This window comes from Variovorax sp. J31P207 (assembly GCF_030316965.1).
GTDB classification, from domain to species: domain Bacteria; phylum Pseudomonadota; class Gammaproteobacteria; order Burkholderiales; family Burkholderiaceae_C; genus Variovorax; species Variovorax ginsengisoli_B.
In genome coordinates, this window is record NZ_JASZYN010000003.1 from 383,252 (window position 1) to 397,796 (window position 14,545).

15 protein-coding genes are annotated in these 14,545 nt (G+C 69.1%); 7 read left to right on the forward strand and 8 right to left on the reverse strand.

The features are described 5' to 3' along the window. Nucleotides 1-4 precede the first annotated feature (4 nt). Complete coding sequence (locus QTI68_RS13060; RefSeq protein ID WP_286521946.1) at nucleotides 5-691, forward strand: YggS family pyridoxal phosphate-dependent enzyme; 687 nt, start codon at nucleotides 5-7, stop codon at nucleotides 689-691. 46 nt (nucleotides 692-737) lie between these two features. Here the strand turns inward: QTI68_RS13060 and QTI68_RS13065 are convergent, their stop codons facing one another. Continuing rightward, nucleotides 738-956: a tautomerase family protein gene (locus tag QTI68_RS13065; protein ID WP_286521947.1), complete on the reverse strand. Its 219-nt coding sequence runs from the start codon at nucleotides 954-956 to the stop codon at nucleotides 738-740. Between the two features lie 6 nt (nucleotides 957-962). After that, the gene (locus tag QTI68_RS13070) at nucleotides 963-1,679 is read right to left on the reverse strand and encodes an SDR family NAD(P)-dependent oxidoreductase (protein ID WP_286521948.1); all 717 of its coding nucleotides are present in this window, start codon (nucleotides 1,677-1,679) and stop codon (nucleotides 963-965) included. A 127-nt stretch (nucleotides 1,680-1,806) separates the two neighbouring features. Between QTI68_RS13070 and QTI68_RS13075 the strand changes: the two genes are divergently transcribed. Next, the gene (locus tag QTI68_RS13075; RefSeq protein WP_286521949.1) at nucleotides 1,807-2,718 is read left to right on the forward strand and encodes a LysR family transcriptional regulator; all 912 of its coding nucleotides are present in this window, start codon (nucleotides 1,807-1,809) and stop codon (nucleotides 2,716-2,718) included. On the opposite strand, the gene QTI68_RS13080 is transcribed toward QTI68_RS13075, so the two are convergent. After that, nucleotides 2,715-3,197 (reverse strand): Lrp/AsnC ligand binding domain-containing protein, encoded by a 483-nt coding sequence (locus QTI68_RS13080; protein ID WP_286521950.1) that lies wholly within the window; start codon nucleotides 3,195-3,197, stop codon nucleotides 2,715-2,717. The genes QTI68_RS13075 and QTI68_RS13080 overlap by 4 nt on opposite strands. Nucleotides 3,198-3,288: 91 nt before the next feature. Here QTI68_RS13080 and QTI68_RS13085 point away from each other — a divergent pair, with 91 nt between their 5' ends. The 4 genes from QTI68_RS13085 to QTI68_RS13100 all read left to right on the forward strand — a co-directional run bounded on the left by QTI68_RS13085 (nucleotide 3,289) and on the right by QTI68_RS13100 (nucleotide 9,036). Continuing rightward, on the forward strand, nucleotides 3,289-6,243 hold the full coding sequence (locus QTI68_RS13085; RefSeq protein WP_286521951.1) for an L-glutamate gamma-semialdehyde dehydrogenase: 2,955 nt from the start codon (nucleotides 3,289-3,291) through the stop codon (nucleotides 6,241-6,243). An 84-nt stretch (nucleotides 6,244-6,327) separates the two neighbouring features. Next, nucleotides 6,328-7,602, forward strand: a complete 1,275-nt coding sequence (locus tag QTI68_RS13090) for a Glu/Leu/Phe/Val family dehydrogenase (protein WP_286521952.1) — start codon at nucleotides 6,328-6,330, stop codon at nucleotides 7,600-7,602. Further along, nucleotides 7,599-8,225, forward strand: coding sequence for a nucleoside/nucleotide kinase family protein (locus QTI68_RS13095; protein WP_503011668.1), 627 nt, complete (start codon nucleotides 7,599-7,601; stop codon nucleotides 8,223-8,225). Before QTI68_RS13090 ends, QTI68_RS13095 begins: the two co-directional genes overlap by 4 nt. Nucleotides 8,226-8,391: 166 nt before the next feature. Further along, entirely contained in the window at nucleotides 8,392-9,036 is a 645-nt protein-coding gene (locus QTI68_RS13100) for a DUF2242 domain-containing protein (protein ID WP_286521953.1), read from the forward strand. Between the two features lie 12 nt (nucleotides 9,037-9,048). Here QTI68_RS13100 and QTI68_RS13105 read toward each other — a convergent pair whose 3' ends face one another. The 5 genes from QTI68_RS13105 to QTI68_RS13125 form a co-directional block, all read right to left on the reverse strand. Next, nucleotides 9,049-9,435: a response regulator gene (locus tag QTI68_RS13105; RefSeq protein WP_286521954.1), complete on the reverse strand. Its 387-nt coding sequence runs from the start codon at nucleotides 9,433-9,435 to the stop codon at nucleotides 9,049-9,051. Nucleotides 9,436-9,541: 106 nt separating this feature from the next. Beyond that, a complete protein-coding gene (locus QTI68_RS13110; protein WP_286371041.1) occupies nucleotides 9,542-9,763 on the reverse strand; it encodes a hypothetical protein in 222 nt (73 codons plus the stop codon). A 113-nt stretch (nucleotides 9,764-9,876) separates the two neighbouring features. Further along, nucleotides 9,877-10,788 (reverse strand): arginase, encoded by a 912-nt coding sequence (rocF, locus tag QTI68_RS13115; RefSeq protein ID WP_286521955.1) that lies wholly within the window; start codon nucleotides 10,786-10,788, stop codon nucleotides 9,877-9,879. A 70-nt stretch (nucleotides 10,789-10,858) separates the two neighbouring features. Further along, nucleotides 10,859-12,112 (reverse strand): branched-chain amino acid ABC transporter substrate-binding protein, encoded by a 1,254-nt coding sequence (locus QTI68_RS13120; protein ID WP_286521956.1) that lies wholly within the window; start codon nucleotides 12,110-12,112, stop codon nucleotides 10,859-10,861. 40 nt (nucleotides 12,113-12,152) lie between these two features. Then, on the reverse strand, nucleotides 12,153-12,845 hold the full coding sequence (locus tag QTI68_RS13125; protein ID WP_286521957.1) for a TetR/AcrR family transcriptional regulator: 693 nt from the start codon (nucleotides 12,843-12,845) through the stop codon (nucleotides 12,153-12,155). 74 nt (nucleotides 12,846-12,919) lie between these two features. Here QTI68_RS13125 and QTI68_RS13130 point away from each other — a divergent pair, with 74 nt between their 5' ends. Continuing rightward, on the forward strand, nucleotides 12,920-14,542 hold the full coding sequence (locus QTI68_RS13130) for an AMP-binding protein (protein ID WP_286521958.1): 1,623 nt from the start codon (nucleotides 12,920-12,922) through the stop codon (nucleotides 14,540-14,542). Nucleotides 14,543-14,545: the final 3 nt, after the last annotated feature.

Sequence of the window (14,545 nt, forward strand, 5' to 3'; positions counted from 1 at the left end):
GATTATGACGATGATTGGCGACAAGCTCCAGCAAGTTCGGACCCGGATCGTGACGGCTTGCACGGCCGCCGGGCGCGATCCGGCGAGCGTGCGCTTGCTCGCGGTGTCCAAGACCTTCGACGCCGACGCGGTGCGTGCGGCGCATGCGGCCGGCCAGCGGGCCTTCGGCGAGAACTATGTGCAGGAGGGTGTGGCCAAGATCGAGGCCCTGGCCGATCTTCGCGCAGAGCTCGAATGGCACTGCATCGGCCCTCTGCAGAGCAACAAGACACGGGTGGTGGCCGAGCATTTCGACTGGGTGCACAGCATCGACCGGCTGAAGATCGCCCAGCGGCTGGCCGAGCAGCGGCCGGCGCACCTGCCGCCGCTTTCGGTCTGCCTGCAGGTCAACGTGGATGGCGGCGCGAACAAGTCCGGCGTGACGCCCGAAGACGCGCTGGCGCTGGCGCAGGCCGTGGCGGCTTTGCCACGTTTGCGGCTGCGCGGGCTGATGGCGATCCCGGAGCCGACGGCCGATTTCGAGTCGCAGCGGGCGCTTTTCCTGCGTGCGGCGGCGGTTTTCGAGCAGATCCGGGGGGCGGGGATCGAGGCGGATACCTTGTCGCTGGGAATGTCCGCCGACTTGGAGGCCGCGGTGGCGGCGGGCAGCACGATGGTTCGAATCGGGACGGCGATCTTCGGGCAGCGCTAATGGCACGCGACCTGCCGGGCCTCGTGCCTGGCTGCCCGCCGCAACCTCACCCGTCCCGGGCCGCCGCTTGCTCGCGGCGCCACTCGACCACCGGCCGGCCGCCCACCCCCCAGTTGTCCAGGTCCACTTCGTCGATCACGACGAAGGTGGTGGCCGGGTCCTTGTCGAGCACGCGCACCATCAGCTCGGTGGCGCCGGCGATCAGCTGCTTCTTCTGTTCCTGGGTCACGCCTTCGCGCGTGATCTCGATCCTGATGTAAGGCATGGCGGATCACCAGTGACCTGCGGCCTGCCCGCCGTCGACGTGAAGGATCTCGCCGGTCACGAACTTCGCGTTCTCGAGGAACAGCACCGCGTCGACGATCTCTTCCATTTCACCCATTCGGCCCAGCGGATGCAGGCCGCTGAGCGCCGCATGGGTCTCCGGCGGATGCATCGGGGTCTTGACGATGCCGGGGGCCACCGCATTCACGCGAATCCCGCGCGACGCGTACTCGATGGCCAGCGACTTGGTGGCGGCGTTCAGGCCGCCCTTGGTCAGCGACGCCAGCACCGACGGCACGCCGTTGATCGGCTGGTCCGCGAGGCTGGTCGTGATCTGGACGATGTGGCCCGACCCCTGGGTTTCCATCCGCTTCAAGGCCAGCTGGCTGATGTGGAAGAAGCTGGCCAGGTTGGTGCCGATGTTCGCCGCCCAGTCCTCGGGAGTGAACGCGGTAAAGGGCTTGGCCGTGAAGATGCCGGCGTTGTTGACCAGCGTGTCGATGCGGCCGAAACGGTCCACGCCCTCGCTGAAGATCCGCGCGGCCGTCGCGGGGTCCGCGGCGTCGCCGGCGATCGCCAGGACGCCCGGATCGGTGCTGGCGGCGATCGAACGCGAATTGGCGACGACCCGGAAGCCGGCCCGGCGATAGGCCTTGACGAGCGCGGCACCGATGCCGCTGGAGGCGCCTGTGATGACGGCGACCTTGGAATTGCTTTCTGTCATGACGAGTCCTTTGATGTGGAGTGGAGGACTCGACTGTATTGATGTGCTTTCATTGGATAAAGCTGGTGCGAAGTACATCTATCAATACATGATGTAATGAATAGGCGAAGCAACGGACGGAAACGCCATGAATCGACAATTCGACGACGTGATGCTGGGCAGCATCGAACTGTTCTGTCTGGCGGCCGAACAGGGCAGCTTCACGGCCGCGGCCGCGACCGCGTCGGTGACGCCGGCGGCGGTCAGCCGTTCGGTCTCACGGCTGGAGGAGCGCCTCGGCGTGCGGCTCTTCACGCGGACGACGCGGCAGATGCGCCTGACCGAGGCCGGGCGCGGCTATTTCGAGCAGTGCCGGCAAGCCCTGAACCAGCTGGTCGAGGCCGAGCGGGAGGCCTCCGGCCACCAGGTCGCGCCGTCCGGCCTGCTGCGCATCAGCGCGCCGACCACCTATGGCCACTATCGCCTGCTGCCGCTGCTGCCGGCCTTCCGCGAGCGCTTTCCGGCCGTGAAGGTCGAGGTCAACGTCAGCAACCGCAACATCGACTTCGCCGAAGAGGGCTACGACCTAGCGATACGAGCGCGTGCCACCGCCGACTCGAGCCTGGTCTCGCGCTTGCTGGAGGACACGCCGCTGGTGGTCGTCGCTTCGCCCGACTACCTGCTGCGCCACGGCACGCCTTCGACCCTCGACGAACTGCAGGCCCACGAGTGCATCCAGTTCGAGCTGCCCAGCAGCGGACGCGCCATTCCGTGGTTGTTCCGGCGCGACGGGCAGGAACTCGAGCTGCAGACCGCCGGCGGCTATGCGTGTTCGGACGACGTGACCGCCGGCGCCACCCTGGCGCGCCACGGCGCCGGCGTGTTCCAGGCCTATCGCTTCGTGGTCGAGGAGGACCTGCGCGCTGGCCGGCTGGTCGAACTGCTGCGGGATTTCGGCGGCCGTTCGCGGCCGCACAGCCTGCTGTATCCGCATCGGCGCTTCGTGCCGCTGCGGGTGCGCGTGTTCGTCGACTACCTGCTCGGCGAACGTCCGGCCTAGCCCGGCAGCGGAATCCGCGCGCTGCTTTTCACCTCTTCCATCACCGCATAGGTCCGCGTCTCGCGCACGCCGGGCAGCTGCCACAGCACCGTGCCGGCGAAGTCGCGGTAGGCCGTCATGTCGGCCATGCGGGTCTTGAGCAGGTAGTCGAAGCCGCCCGCGACCATGTGGCATTCCATGATCTCGTCGCGCACCTGCACCGCGGCCTTGAATTCGTCGAAGACGTTGGGCGTGGTGCGGTCGAGCAGCACCTCGACGAAGACCGTGAAGCCGCGGCCCAGCTTGTGCGGATCGAGCCGAGCCTCGTAGCCGAGGATGAAGCCGTCGCGCGCCAGCCGCTGCACCCGGGCCAGGACGGCGGTTGGCGACAGCGCCACGGTCTCGGCCAGCTTGAGGTTCGAGATTCGCCCGTCTTCCTGAAGAACCTTCAGGATTTTCATGTCGATGCGGTCGAGATCGGTGGTCGATTCATTTGTCACTAGAGAATTATCTGGTGAACAGCTGAATTTTGGTGAATAACTCGGTGACAGAAGGCGGAGCATCGCCGCATTGACCACCGGAGTTTTTGCCATGCGCCTGCCCAGCCCCTACCGCCCCGAAGCCGACATCGTCTCGCACCGCCTCGCCTCGCTGAAGGGCGCGCTCGACTGGGCGGCCATCGTGCCCGTCGCCACGCCCTGGGTGCGCGCCGTGCGCCACAGCCCGCCGCCGTTCTGGGCCATGGAGAGCCTGCTGCGCGAATACCCGATCTCGAGCGCCGAGGGCCTGGCCCTCATGCGCTTGGCCGAGGCGCTGCTGCGGGTGCCCGACGCCGAGACCGCGATCGCGCTGACCGCCGACCAGCTGGGCCGCGCCAACTTCGACAGCAGCGCCGATTCGACCCTGGCGCGCCTGTCGTCCTCGGCGATCGCGCTGTCGAAGAAATTCCTGCCCGACCAGGAGGCTGAGCCGGGCCTGATGGCCAGGCTCGGCGCCCGCACCGTGGTCGCCGCGACCCTGCGCGCAGTGCAGTTGCTGGGCCGCCAGTTCGTGCTCGGCCAGACCATCGAGGAGGGCATGGCCGAGGCCCGTTCGGCGCATCGCAGGCACTCGGCGCTGCGCTTCAGCTACGACATGCTGGGCGAGGGCGCACGCACCGATGCCGATGCGCTGCGCTACCTCGACAGCTACGTGAACGCGATCCGCTCGATCGCCGCCGGCGCCGACCGTGAAGGCACGCCCGAGCAGAACGACGGCATCTCGATCAAGCTCAGCGCGCTGCATCCGCGCTACGAAGACGCCCAGCACGCGCGCGTGATGCGCGAGCTGGTGCCGCGCGTCTGGCAGCTGTGTCTGCTGGCGGCCGATGCCGATCTCAACCTCACGATCGATGCCGAGGAGGTCGACCGGCTCGAGCTCTCGCTCGACGTGTTCGAGGCGCTGGCGGCCAAGGTGGCGACCGAGAAGCCGCAGTGGCGCGGCTTCGGCCTGGCGATGCAGGCCTACCAGACGCGGGCGCTGGAACTGGTCGAGCACGTGACTGGGATCGCCCGCAAGCACAAGCTGCGGCTGATGTGCCGGCTGGTCAAGGGCGCCTACTGGGACGCCGAGATCAAGCGGGCCCAGGAACTCGGGCTGCCGCACTACCCGGTCTTCACGCACAAGCACCACACCGACCTCAGCTACCTGGCCTGCGCGCGGGCGCTGCTGGCGGCGCCGGATGCGATCTACCCGCAGTTCGCGACGCACAACGCGGGCACGATCGCGGCGATCCTGGCGATGGCGGGGAGCGTTCCATTCGAATTGCAGCGGCTGCACGGCATGGGCGAGGGCATCTACCGCGAGGTGATGAAGAGCACCGCCGTGCCGGTGCGCGTCTACGCTCCGGTCGGCCGCCACAAGGACCTGCTGGCCTACCTGGTGCGCCGGCTGCTCGAGAACGGCGCCAACTCGTCCTTCGTGAACCAGCTAGCCGACGCTCACGTCGGCATGGACGAACTGCTGGTCTCGCCGCTCTGGCTCGACCGCCATGCCTCGCTGCCGCTGCCGCCCGAGCTCTATGGCCCGGCGCCGGCCCGCCGCAACAGCAGCGGCGTCGATCTCGCGGTCGAGGCGATGCGCGCGCCGCTGTTGGCGGCCCACGCGGCCACGACGGTGGCGGCGGTGCCGGCGTTCGACGCCCAGCGGGCCGAAGCGGCGGTTGGCGCCGCGGCCGCGGCCTGGCGCAGCTGGAACCGGACGCCGGTCGCGCGGCGCGCCGCGGTGCTGCGCCACGCGGCCGACGCGCTGCAGGCCGAACTGCCGCGCTTCTGCGCCCTGCTGGTCAAGGAAGCCTTCAAGACCTGGGGCGACGCGGTGGCGGAAGTGCGCGAAGCGGTCGACTTCCTGCGCTACTACGCCGACGAGGCCGAGCGGCTGATGCAGCCGGTCGCGCTGCCCGGGCCGACCGGCGAGAGCAACGAACTGCGCCTCACCGGCCGCGGCCCCTGGGTCTGCATCAGCCCGTGGAACTTCCCGCTGGCGATCTTCCTGGGCCAGGTGGCGGCCGCGCTCGCCACCGGCAACACCGTGCTGGCCAAGCCGGCCGAGCAGACGCCGGCCGTCGCCCTGGAAGCGGTGCGGCTGCTGCACGCCGCCGGCGCGCCGGCCGAGGCCCTCCAACTGCTGCACGGGCCGGGCGAAACCGTCGGTGCCGCGCTGGTCGCGGCGCCCGGCGTGGCCGGCGTGGTGTTCACCGGGTCGACCCAGGTGGCCAAGATCATCCACCGCGCATTGGCGGCCAAGGATGGCCCGATCGTGCCGCTGATCGCCGAAACCGGCGGCATCAACGCCATGCTGGTCGACTCCAGCGCGCTGCCCGAGCAAGTGGTCGATGCCGTGGTGCAGAGCGCCTTCCGCTCGGCCGGCCAGCGCTGCTCGGCGCTGCGGCTGCTGCTGCTGCACGAGGGCATCGCCGACCCGGTGATCGAGATGATCCGCGGTGCGGCCCGCGAACTGGCCGCCGGCGATCCGGCCCTGCTGGCCACCGATGTCGGGCCGGTGATCGACCGCGAGGCCTTCGACAACATCCGGCGGCACCTGCGGCGGCTGGATTCGGAGGCCACCCGGCTGGTCGCGCCGGCCGACGCGCCGCCCGGGATCGACAACCTGATTCCGCCCCACGCCTACGAGGTGCCGGCCATCGACCGGGTCAGCGACGAGATCTTCGGCCCCGTGCTGCAGGTGGTGCGCTGGTCGGGCGAACCCCAGGCCGTGATCGAGGCCGTCAACCGGCTGGGCTTCGGGCTCACGCTGGGCATCCAGACCCGCATCGACAGCCGGGCCCTGGCGCTGGCGGCGCGCGCCCATGTGGGCAACGTCTATGTCAACCGCAACATCATCGGGGCGGTCGTCGGCGTCCAGCCGTTCGGCGGCGAGGGGCTCAGCGGAACCGGCCCGAAGGCGGGCGGCCCGCACTACCTGCCGCGCTTCTGTGCGGAGCAAACGCTCACCATCAACACCACCGCCGCGGGCGGCAACGCGGCGCTGCTTGCCGCCATCGCATAAACGCCAAAGCAACGCGCATAGGCATGGCGCGACGCGCGCACCCAGACTATCGTGGCGCCTGTCCGTTCAACACCAAGGATCGCCATGAGTTCCGTACTCTCCTACGTCCAGCCGACCGCCAACAGCCCCTGGGGCACCTACCTGTCGCAGGTCGATCGCGTCATCCCCTACCTCGGCGACCTGGCCCGCTGGGCCGAGACCCTCAAGCGCCCGAAGCGGGCGCTGATCGTCGACGTGCCGATCGAGATGGACGACGGCTCGATCGCCCATTTCGAGGGCTACCGGGTGCAGCACAACCTGTCGCGCGGCCCGGGCAAGGGCGGCGTGCGTTTCCACCCCGACGTCACGCTGGAAGAAGTGATGGCGCTGTCGGCCTGGATGACGGTCAAGACGGCCGCGGTCAACCTGCCGTACGGAGGCGCCAAGGGCGGCATCCGGGTCGACCCCAAGAAGCTCTCGCTCAAGGAGCTCGAGAAGGTCACGCGCCGCTACACCAGCGAGATCGGCATCATCATCGGCCCGCATTCCGACATCCCGGCGCCCGATGTCAACACCAACGCCCAGATCATGGCCTGGATGATGGACACCTATTCGATGAACGTCGGCGGCACCGCCACTGGCGTCGTCACCGGCAAGCCGCTGCACCTGGGCGGCTCGCTGGGTCGGGTCAAGGCCACCGGCCGCGGCGTCTTCGTGACCGGCCGCGAGGCGGCGCGCCGGCTCGGGCTCGACCTGCGCGGCGCCCGCATCGCGGTGCAGGGCTTCGGCAACGTGGGTTCGGTGGCGGCCGAGCTGTTCGCCGAGGCCGGCGCCAAGATCGTCGCGGTGCAGGACCACACGGGCACCATCGTCAACGAGAACGGCCTCGATCTCGCCGGGTTGGTGCCGGCCTCGCGCACCGACGGCGGCGCCGTGAGCTTCAAGGGCGGCGACGTGGTCGACAACGAGGCCTTCTGGGAAGTCGCCTGCGACATCCTGATCCCGGCCGCCCTCGAAGGGCAGATCACGGCCGAACGGGCCCAGAAGACCAAGGCGAAGCTGGTGCTCGAAGGCGCCAATGGCCCGACCGTACCGAGCGCCGACGACATCCTGGCCGAGCGCGGCGTGCTGGTGGTGCCCGACGTGATCTGCAACGCCGGCGGCGTCACGGTCAGCTACTTCGAGTGGGTGCAGGACTTCTCCTCCTTCTTCTGGGACGAGGACGAGATCAACGTGCGGCTCGACCGCATCATGATGAACGCGCTCAACAACATCTGGGACACCGCCGACAAGCACAAGATCACGCTGCGCACCGCCACCTACGCGGTGGCCTGCGAGCGGATCCTGATGGCGCGCCAGGAGCGTGGCCTGTACCCGTGACCGGGTTGCAGACGGCCGAACGGGCCCGCCTCGAGGCCCTGCTGGCCGGCGGGGGGCGCAAGCTGCTCGGGCTGGTCGGCGCCCCGGGTTCGGGCAAGTCGACCGTGGCGCAGGCGCTGCTGGACGCCTTGCCGGGCCGTGCCCAGGTGGTGCCGATGGACGGCTTCCACCTCGCCAACGCCGAGCTGGGCCGGCTCGGCCGCGCCGAGCGCAAGGGCGCGCCCGACACCTTCGACAGCGCCGGCTACGTCGCGCTGCTGCGGCGGCTGCGAAACCAGCCGGCCGGCGAGACCGTCTATGCGCCCGAGTTCCGGCGCGAGATCGAGGAGCCGGTGGCCGGCGCGATCGCGGTCCGGCCCGACACCCCGCTGGTCATCACCGAGGGCAACTACCTGCTGCTGGAGGAGGGCCCCTGGGCCGGGGTGGCGCCGCTGCTCGACGAGGTCTGGTACGTGGAGGTCGACGACGGGCTGCGCATCGAACGCCTGGTGCGTCGCCATCAGCAGTTCGGCCGCAGCCTGGAGGCCGCGCGGGCCTGGGTGGCGCAGACCGACGAGCCCAATGCGGCGCGGATCGCCGCCACGCGGGCACGGGCGCATCACATACTTCGCCTGGCCGACTGAACCGGGGAACGCGGCGCCGCTGCCGATGTCCAAGCCGAGCCGTGCTCCCGCGGCTTGCTAGCTTGCCCCCACGCTCCTCACTTCGTGTGTCGCTGCCCCCCAAGGGGGCCGCAGGCCGCCTTGGGGCGGCCCGGCGCCGGCCTATCATTCGCACTTCGACCACTCCATGCCTGCCATGCGCCTTCCGTCTTGCCGCGCCGCCGTCGCGCTGCTGCTGCTGTCCTTGTCCATCGCCGGCTGCAGTTCGCCGACCCGGGTCTACTACGAGCCCGAGGAGTTCGACTCCACCACCACCCACACGCGCAGCTACCCCGCGACCGAGGCCCAGACCTGCGAGGCTGCGCGGCGCGCGCTCTTGAGCCAGGGCTACATGATCAGCGCGGGCACCGCCGACCTGGTGACCGGCCGCAAGAGCTTCCAGCCGGCGGCCGAGGTGCACGTCGAAGTCGAGTTCCGCGTGGTCTGCGCGCGCGACGGCCAGCGCGGCGACGGCACGCGCCGCACGATCGCCTTCGCCAGCGCGCTGCAGGACCGCTACGGGGTGAAGAAGACCAACAATTCGGCCAGCGTCGGCGTCGGCGCGATCGGCTCGCTGTCGCTGCCGTTCAGCTCCAGCGACGATGCGCTGGTCAAGGTGGCAAGCGAAACGCTGACCGACGAGCGCTTCTACGACCGCTTCTTCTCTCTGATCGACCGTTTCCTGCCGGCCGCGGCCGAGGGCAAGCCGGCCGAAGCCTCGCCGGTGGTGACGCCGCAGCCCCTGATCGAGGCGCCGTTGCGGCCGGTGCCGCTGTCGCCGACGCGGGGCTGAGGTGTCCTCCGCTCAGGCGGAGGTCCGGGCCAGGGCGGCTTCCAGCTGTTTGATGCTGAAGGGCTTTTGCAGCCACAGCGCGCCGGGTATCGGCGTCTCCGGCGGCGGCCGGCCGGTGGCGAAGATGACGCCGAGCCGGTCGAGCCGGTGGCGGGTCCGCAGGATGTCCGCCAGGTCGAGGCCCGAAAGCGCCGGCAGCCCGACGTCGGTCATCAGGACGTCGAAGGCCTTGTCGTAGAAGCGGTCCTTGGCGCTCTCGGCGCTGCGGACCCCGGTGGCCCAGTGGCCCAGGAGCTGCAGCATCTCGACGGTGGCCGACAAGGCGTCGGCATCGTCTTCCACCACCAGCACGCGCAGGCCCTTGGCGCGCTCCTCTGTCGTTGGTCCGTTGGTTGGCATCGTCGTGTTCTGTCCGGGGGACCACGACTCTAGCGACCGCCAGCGGCGAGCGGGCTTCCGCGAACGCGCCTCTGCCCGTAGGAAATCGGCCCGAAGCGCGATGCCTTCAGAGCGCGACCGCGCGGGCGGCGTAGGCCGGCAGGCCGTTGAGCCCGCAGAGGCGCTGGAGCACGCCGTAGCCCTGGGCCAGGGCCGCCGAATAGGTCGCGAACGAACGCTCGGCGCGGTGCAGGGGCTCGAAGCGGCCGTCGCGCCGGACGTCTTCGTGGATCACCCAGAAATACGATCCATCCGTCGGTTGTTCCACCAGCAGTCCAATCTTGCGCACGCCCATCTTGTTTCTCGGTATCAAAAAAGAATACTTAAGAATGTAGTTTGAGGGTGCGGATTCGCCGCGGGAGAAAAATCACGGAGCGCCGCTTTTTGCGGCGGCGGGTCGGCTCAACGCACCAGCGTCGACTTGCCGAACAGGCTTTCGATCAGCTCGACCGCGATTTCCGCCGTCCGGTTGCGCACATCGAGCGCCGGATTGAGCTCGACCACGTCGAGCGAGCCCAGCCGTCCGGTGTCGGCGATCATTTCCATGCACAGCTGCATCTCGCGCCAGGTCGGGCCGCCGCGCACGCCGGTGCCGACGCCCGGCGCATAGTCGGGGTCGAGGCAGTCGAGGTCGAAGCTCACGTGCAGGTGGGTGTCCTCGTCGACGTCCTGCAGCGCCTCGGTCATCGTGGTGCGCATGCCGTGCTCGTCGATGTGGCGCATGTCGAAGACCCCGAGGCCGAGCGAGCGGATCGCCGACTTCTCCTCGGCGTCGACGCTGCGGATGCCCAGGAAGCGGATCGCGTCGTGCGCCAGCGCTGCCGCATCGCCGCTCCAGCCGGTGAGCGCCGCCGGCCCATGGCCGAGCAGGCACGAGACCGGCATGCCGTGCATGTTGCCGCTCGGGCTGGTGGTCTCGGTGTTGACGTCGGTATGGGCGTCGAGCCACAGCACCCGCAGCTTCTGCCGCCGCTGGCGCACGTGGCGGGCGATCGCGCTGATCGAGCCGACCGCGATGCAGTGGTCGCCGCCCAGCAGGATGGGGAGCTGCCTTGTCTCCAGGGCCTGGTCGACGGCGTCGTAGACCAGCCGGTTCCATGCGATCACTTCGGGGAGATGGTGCAGTCCTTCGGCCGGCACCTCCCAGGGCGTGCCCGGCCCGGCCAGGTTGCCGCCGTCGATCACCTCGAAGCCGAGGCCCGCCAGTGTGTTGGCGAGCCCCGCCACGCGCAGCGCGTCGGGCCCCATGCCAGCGCCGCGGGTGCTGGCGCCGATGTCGGTCGGGGCGCCTATCAGTCGAAGGGTGCGGGTCATGCGCGGCTCTCCAGTTGCCTGTCCAGGCGCTACGGTAGCGCACCGGCATGACAACCGGCAACCGCGATGGCTAGGGCTGGGGTCTGACCATCTTGCAGTCGGTACCCTGGGCCAGTTCATTGCCGCTGTAGATCGCGTCGGTGCGGAAGCCGTAATTGGTGCCTTCCCACCCGACCTTGACCGCCTTGCCGTCGACCGGCGCGATGGTGTTGACCACCTGCGGCAGCAGCAGCTGGTGGTCTTCGGCGCGCATGCGCACCGGGCCGACCACCGAGTCGAAGTGCAGGTCTTCCAGGGCGCGTGCGACCTGGGTGGTGTCGGTGCTGCCGGCCTTGTTGATCGCGGCGGCCAGCAGGCGCGGGGTCATCTCGATGCGCGGCGCCAGGAAGTCCTTGCCGGTCTTGGCCTTGTAGCTCTTTGCGAGCGCATCGACCTTGGGCGAGTCGGCCTGGCCCGGATGCCACTCGGCGACCCAGGTGAGTTGCCCCAGCCTGGCCTGCGACACGGCCAGCACCGTGCCCGGCACCGAGCCCGCGCTGTGGTTGTAGTAGTGCAGGTCGTAGCCGGCATCGCCCGCGGCCTTGAGCAGCAGCGTCATGTCCTGGCCCCAGTTGCCGGTGATCACCGAATCGGCGCCCGACTGCTTGATGTTGGCGAGGTAGGGCGCGAAGTCCTTGACCTTGCCGATCGGGTGCAGCGTCTCGCCGACGAACTGGATGTCGGGACGGGCCAGGCCGACCAGCTGGCGGCCGTAGCTGGCCCACTGCTTGCCGTGCGCATAGTCCTGGTTGAGCAGGTAGATCTTCTTGACCTCGGGCGTCTTCTTGATGGTGTTGGCGATCGCCTTCATTTTCATCGCGGTGTTGGCGTCGGTCTGGAAGTGCCAGAAGCTGCAGGCCTTGCCGGTGAGTTCGGGGTCGATCGAGGAGTGGTTCAGCACCAGCAGCTCTTTGCCGGGATTGCGCTGGTTCCAGCGGTTGACCGCCTGCACCAGCGCGCTCACCACCGACGAGCCCGAGCCGCCGGTGACGATCGCGCGGGCGCCCTGGTCGATGGCCGCCTGCAGCGCGCTCTGGCTCTCTTGTGCCGACAGCTTGCTGTCGAACTGCAGCAGCTGAAGCTTGGTACCGCCGAGCACGCCGCCCCTGGCGTTGATGTCCTCGATCGCGTACTGCGTGTGCGTGAGCATCAGCTCGCCGACATTGGCGAAGGGTCCGGACAGCGGATCGATGTAGGCGATCTTGTAGGTCTGCTGGGCCTGGGTGGCGCCGGCGGCGAGCAGGGCCGCGGCCGCGACGGGCGCGAGCAGGCTGGGGAACTTCATGGACGGTCTCCGTGGTTGGAAAGAAAGGAAGGCGCCTCGATCAGGCGCCGGGCTCGCGCAGCCCGAGCACCCGCCAGGCCAGCCTGGACAGCTCGGCCACCACCTCGTCGGGCGAGAGCCGGCCGTCGGGCCGGTACCAGCTGTAGAGGAAGCCGGGCAGGCTGAGCGCCGCGAAGGCGGTGATCTTGGTTTCGCCGAAGTCGAGGTCGCCGTCGCTGCGGGCCTGCTCGAGCAGCGGAAAGAGCTGGTCGTAGAAGTGATGGGCCAGCTTCTTCTGCGCCGCGATGTACTCCGGCCGGTAGACCTGCGGCTCCTTGTAGGCGAAGAAGGCGCAGGGGTGGTGCGCCACCGTCGCGCGGATCAGCCGCTCGATGCCTTCCTTGACCTTGTCGACCGCGCGGCGCGGGTCGCCGGCGGCGAAGTCCATCGAAGTGAAGCAGTCGACCGCGGGCCGCCACGAGAGCGTCTCGAAGATCTCCTGCTTGTCGCGGAAGTAGTAATAGACGAAGGGCTTCGTGACGTCGAGCGCGCGCACGATCTGCGCCATCGTGGTGTTGGCGTAGCCCTGGGTGGCGAACAGCTGCGCCGCCGCCTGCAGGATGCGCTCGCGCTGCACGTCGGTGCCGGCCGTGGCTGCGCGCTGCCGGCCGGTGCCCTGCGGCAGGTCGCTGCGGGGAGAGGGCGCGTCCTCGTGGCCAGAGGGTTTGTGCGGTGTCGCCGAAGTTATACCCATGGGTAGGATCTTGGTGCACCATGCCGGCCTTGGCAAGCGCCCGAGTTCATCGATAACCCTGAGAGACTGACGCCATGGAGACAAGCCCCCTTCGCGAGCTTCCCGATCGCCCGCAGCAGCCGCTGCACGAGTACCTTCGCACGCATGCGCGCGAGCGCGGCGGGCACCCCGCCTGCCTCTGGTACGGCCATGCGATGAGCTACGCCGAACTCAATGCCGCCAGCGATGCCTTCGCCGCGAGGCTGCAGGCCATCGGCGTGAAGAAGGGCGAGCCGGTGGTGCTGTTCCTGAACAACTGCCCGCAATACCTGGTCGCGCACTTCGGCATCCAGAAGATCGGCGCCATCGTCTGCCCGAGCGGGCCGCTCAACAAGGAACACGAACTGGCCTACCAGGTCGACGACCTGAAGGCGCGCGTGATTGTCGCGGCCTCGTCGCTGCTGCCGGTGGTCGACAAGGTGCGCGCATCGAGCACGCTGGCGCATGTGTTCGCGGTGCACTACGCCGACCTGCTGCCCGCGGCGCCGACGCTCGATGTGCCGGCGGAGCTCGCTGCCGCGGCGAAAGAGCCGCGTGCCGTGCCGAACGGCTGCGAAGACTTCTTCGCCGTCATGCAGAGCGGCGCACGACCGGCGCCGGTCGCGCTCTCGCTGGACGACGTCGCGCTCATGACCTACACCTCGGGCACCACCGGCCTGCCCAAGGGCGCGATGCTGAGCTACGGCAACGCGCTCTTCAAGACCCGCGCGGCGGCCGACTGCAATGGCGTCACGGGCAGCGACGTGCTGCTGTCGATCGCGCCGCTCTATCACATCGCGGGCATGCTGATGGGCGTCAACGTGCCCGTGCTCACGGGTGCCACTTCGGTGTTGCTTCATCGCTTCGATCCGCGTGCCACGCTGCAGGCGATCGATCGCCACAAGGTCAGCTGGTGGTACAGCATCGCGCCCATGAACGTCGCCTGCATGCAGCTGCCGGACATCGCGGGCTTCGATCTGTCGAGCCTGCGCATGAACCCGGTGACCAGCTTCGGCATCGCCTTCACGGCGCCGCTGGCGCAGCAGTGGCGCGGCTTCGCGGTCAACTGCAGCTCCTTCGAGGCCGCCTACGGCCTGAGCGAGACCCACACCTGCGACACCTACACGCCGCACCACGCGCCGCGCTGGGGCACCCAGGGCATCCCGGTGCCGGGCGTCACGATCCGCATCATCGACAGCGACACCGGCGAGGCCAAGGCCGCGGGCGAGATCGGCGAGATCGTGCTGGCGAGCGCCGGCTCGTTCAAGGGCTACTGGAACAAGCCCGAAGCCACCGCCGCGACCCTGCGCGATGGCTGGGTGCACACCGGCGACATGGGCAAGCTCGATGCCGACGGCTACCTCAGCTTCATCGGCCGCTTCAAGGAGATGATCAAGGTCTCCGGCTACAGCGTGTTCCCGGAGGAGGTCGAGACCATCCTGATCAAGCATCCCGCGGTGGCGCAGGCCGCGGTCATCGCCCAGCCCGATGCCGAGAAGGGCGAGGTGGTCAAGGCCTTCATCGTGCGCAAGCCCGGCACCGAGCTCGATGCCGACGCCCTGATCGCCTGGTCGCGCGACAACATGGCGAGCTACAAGGCGCCGCGCGCGGTGCGCTTCATCGATGCCCTGCCCACCACCGGTGCCGGCAAGGTGCTGCGCCGATTGCTGAAAGATTGATCG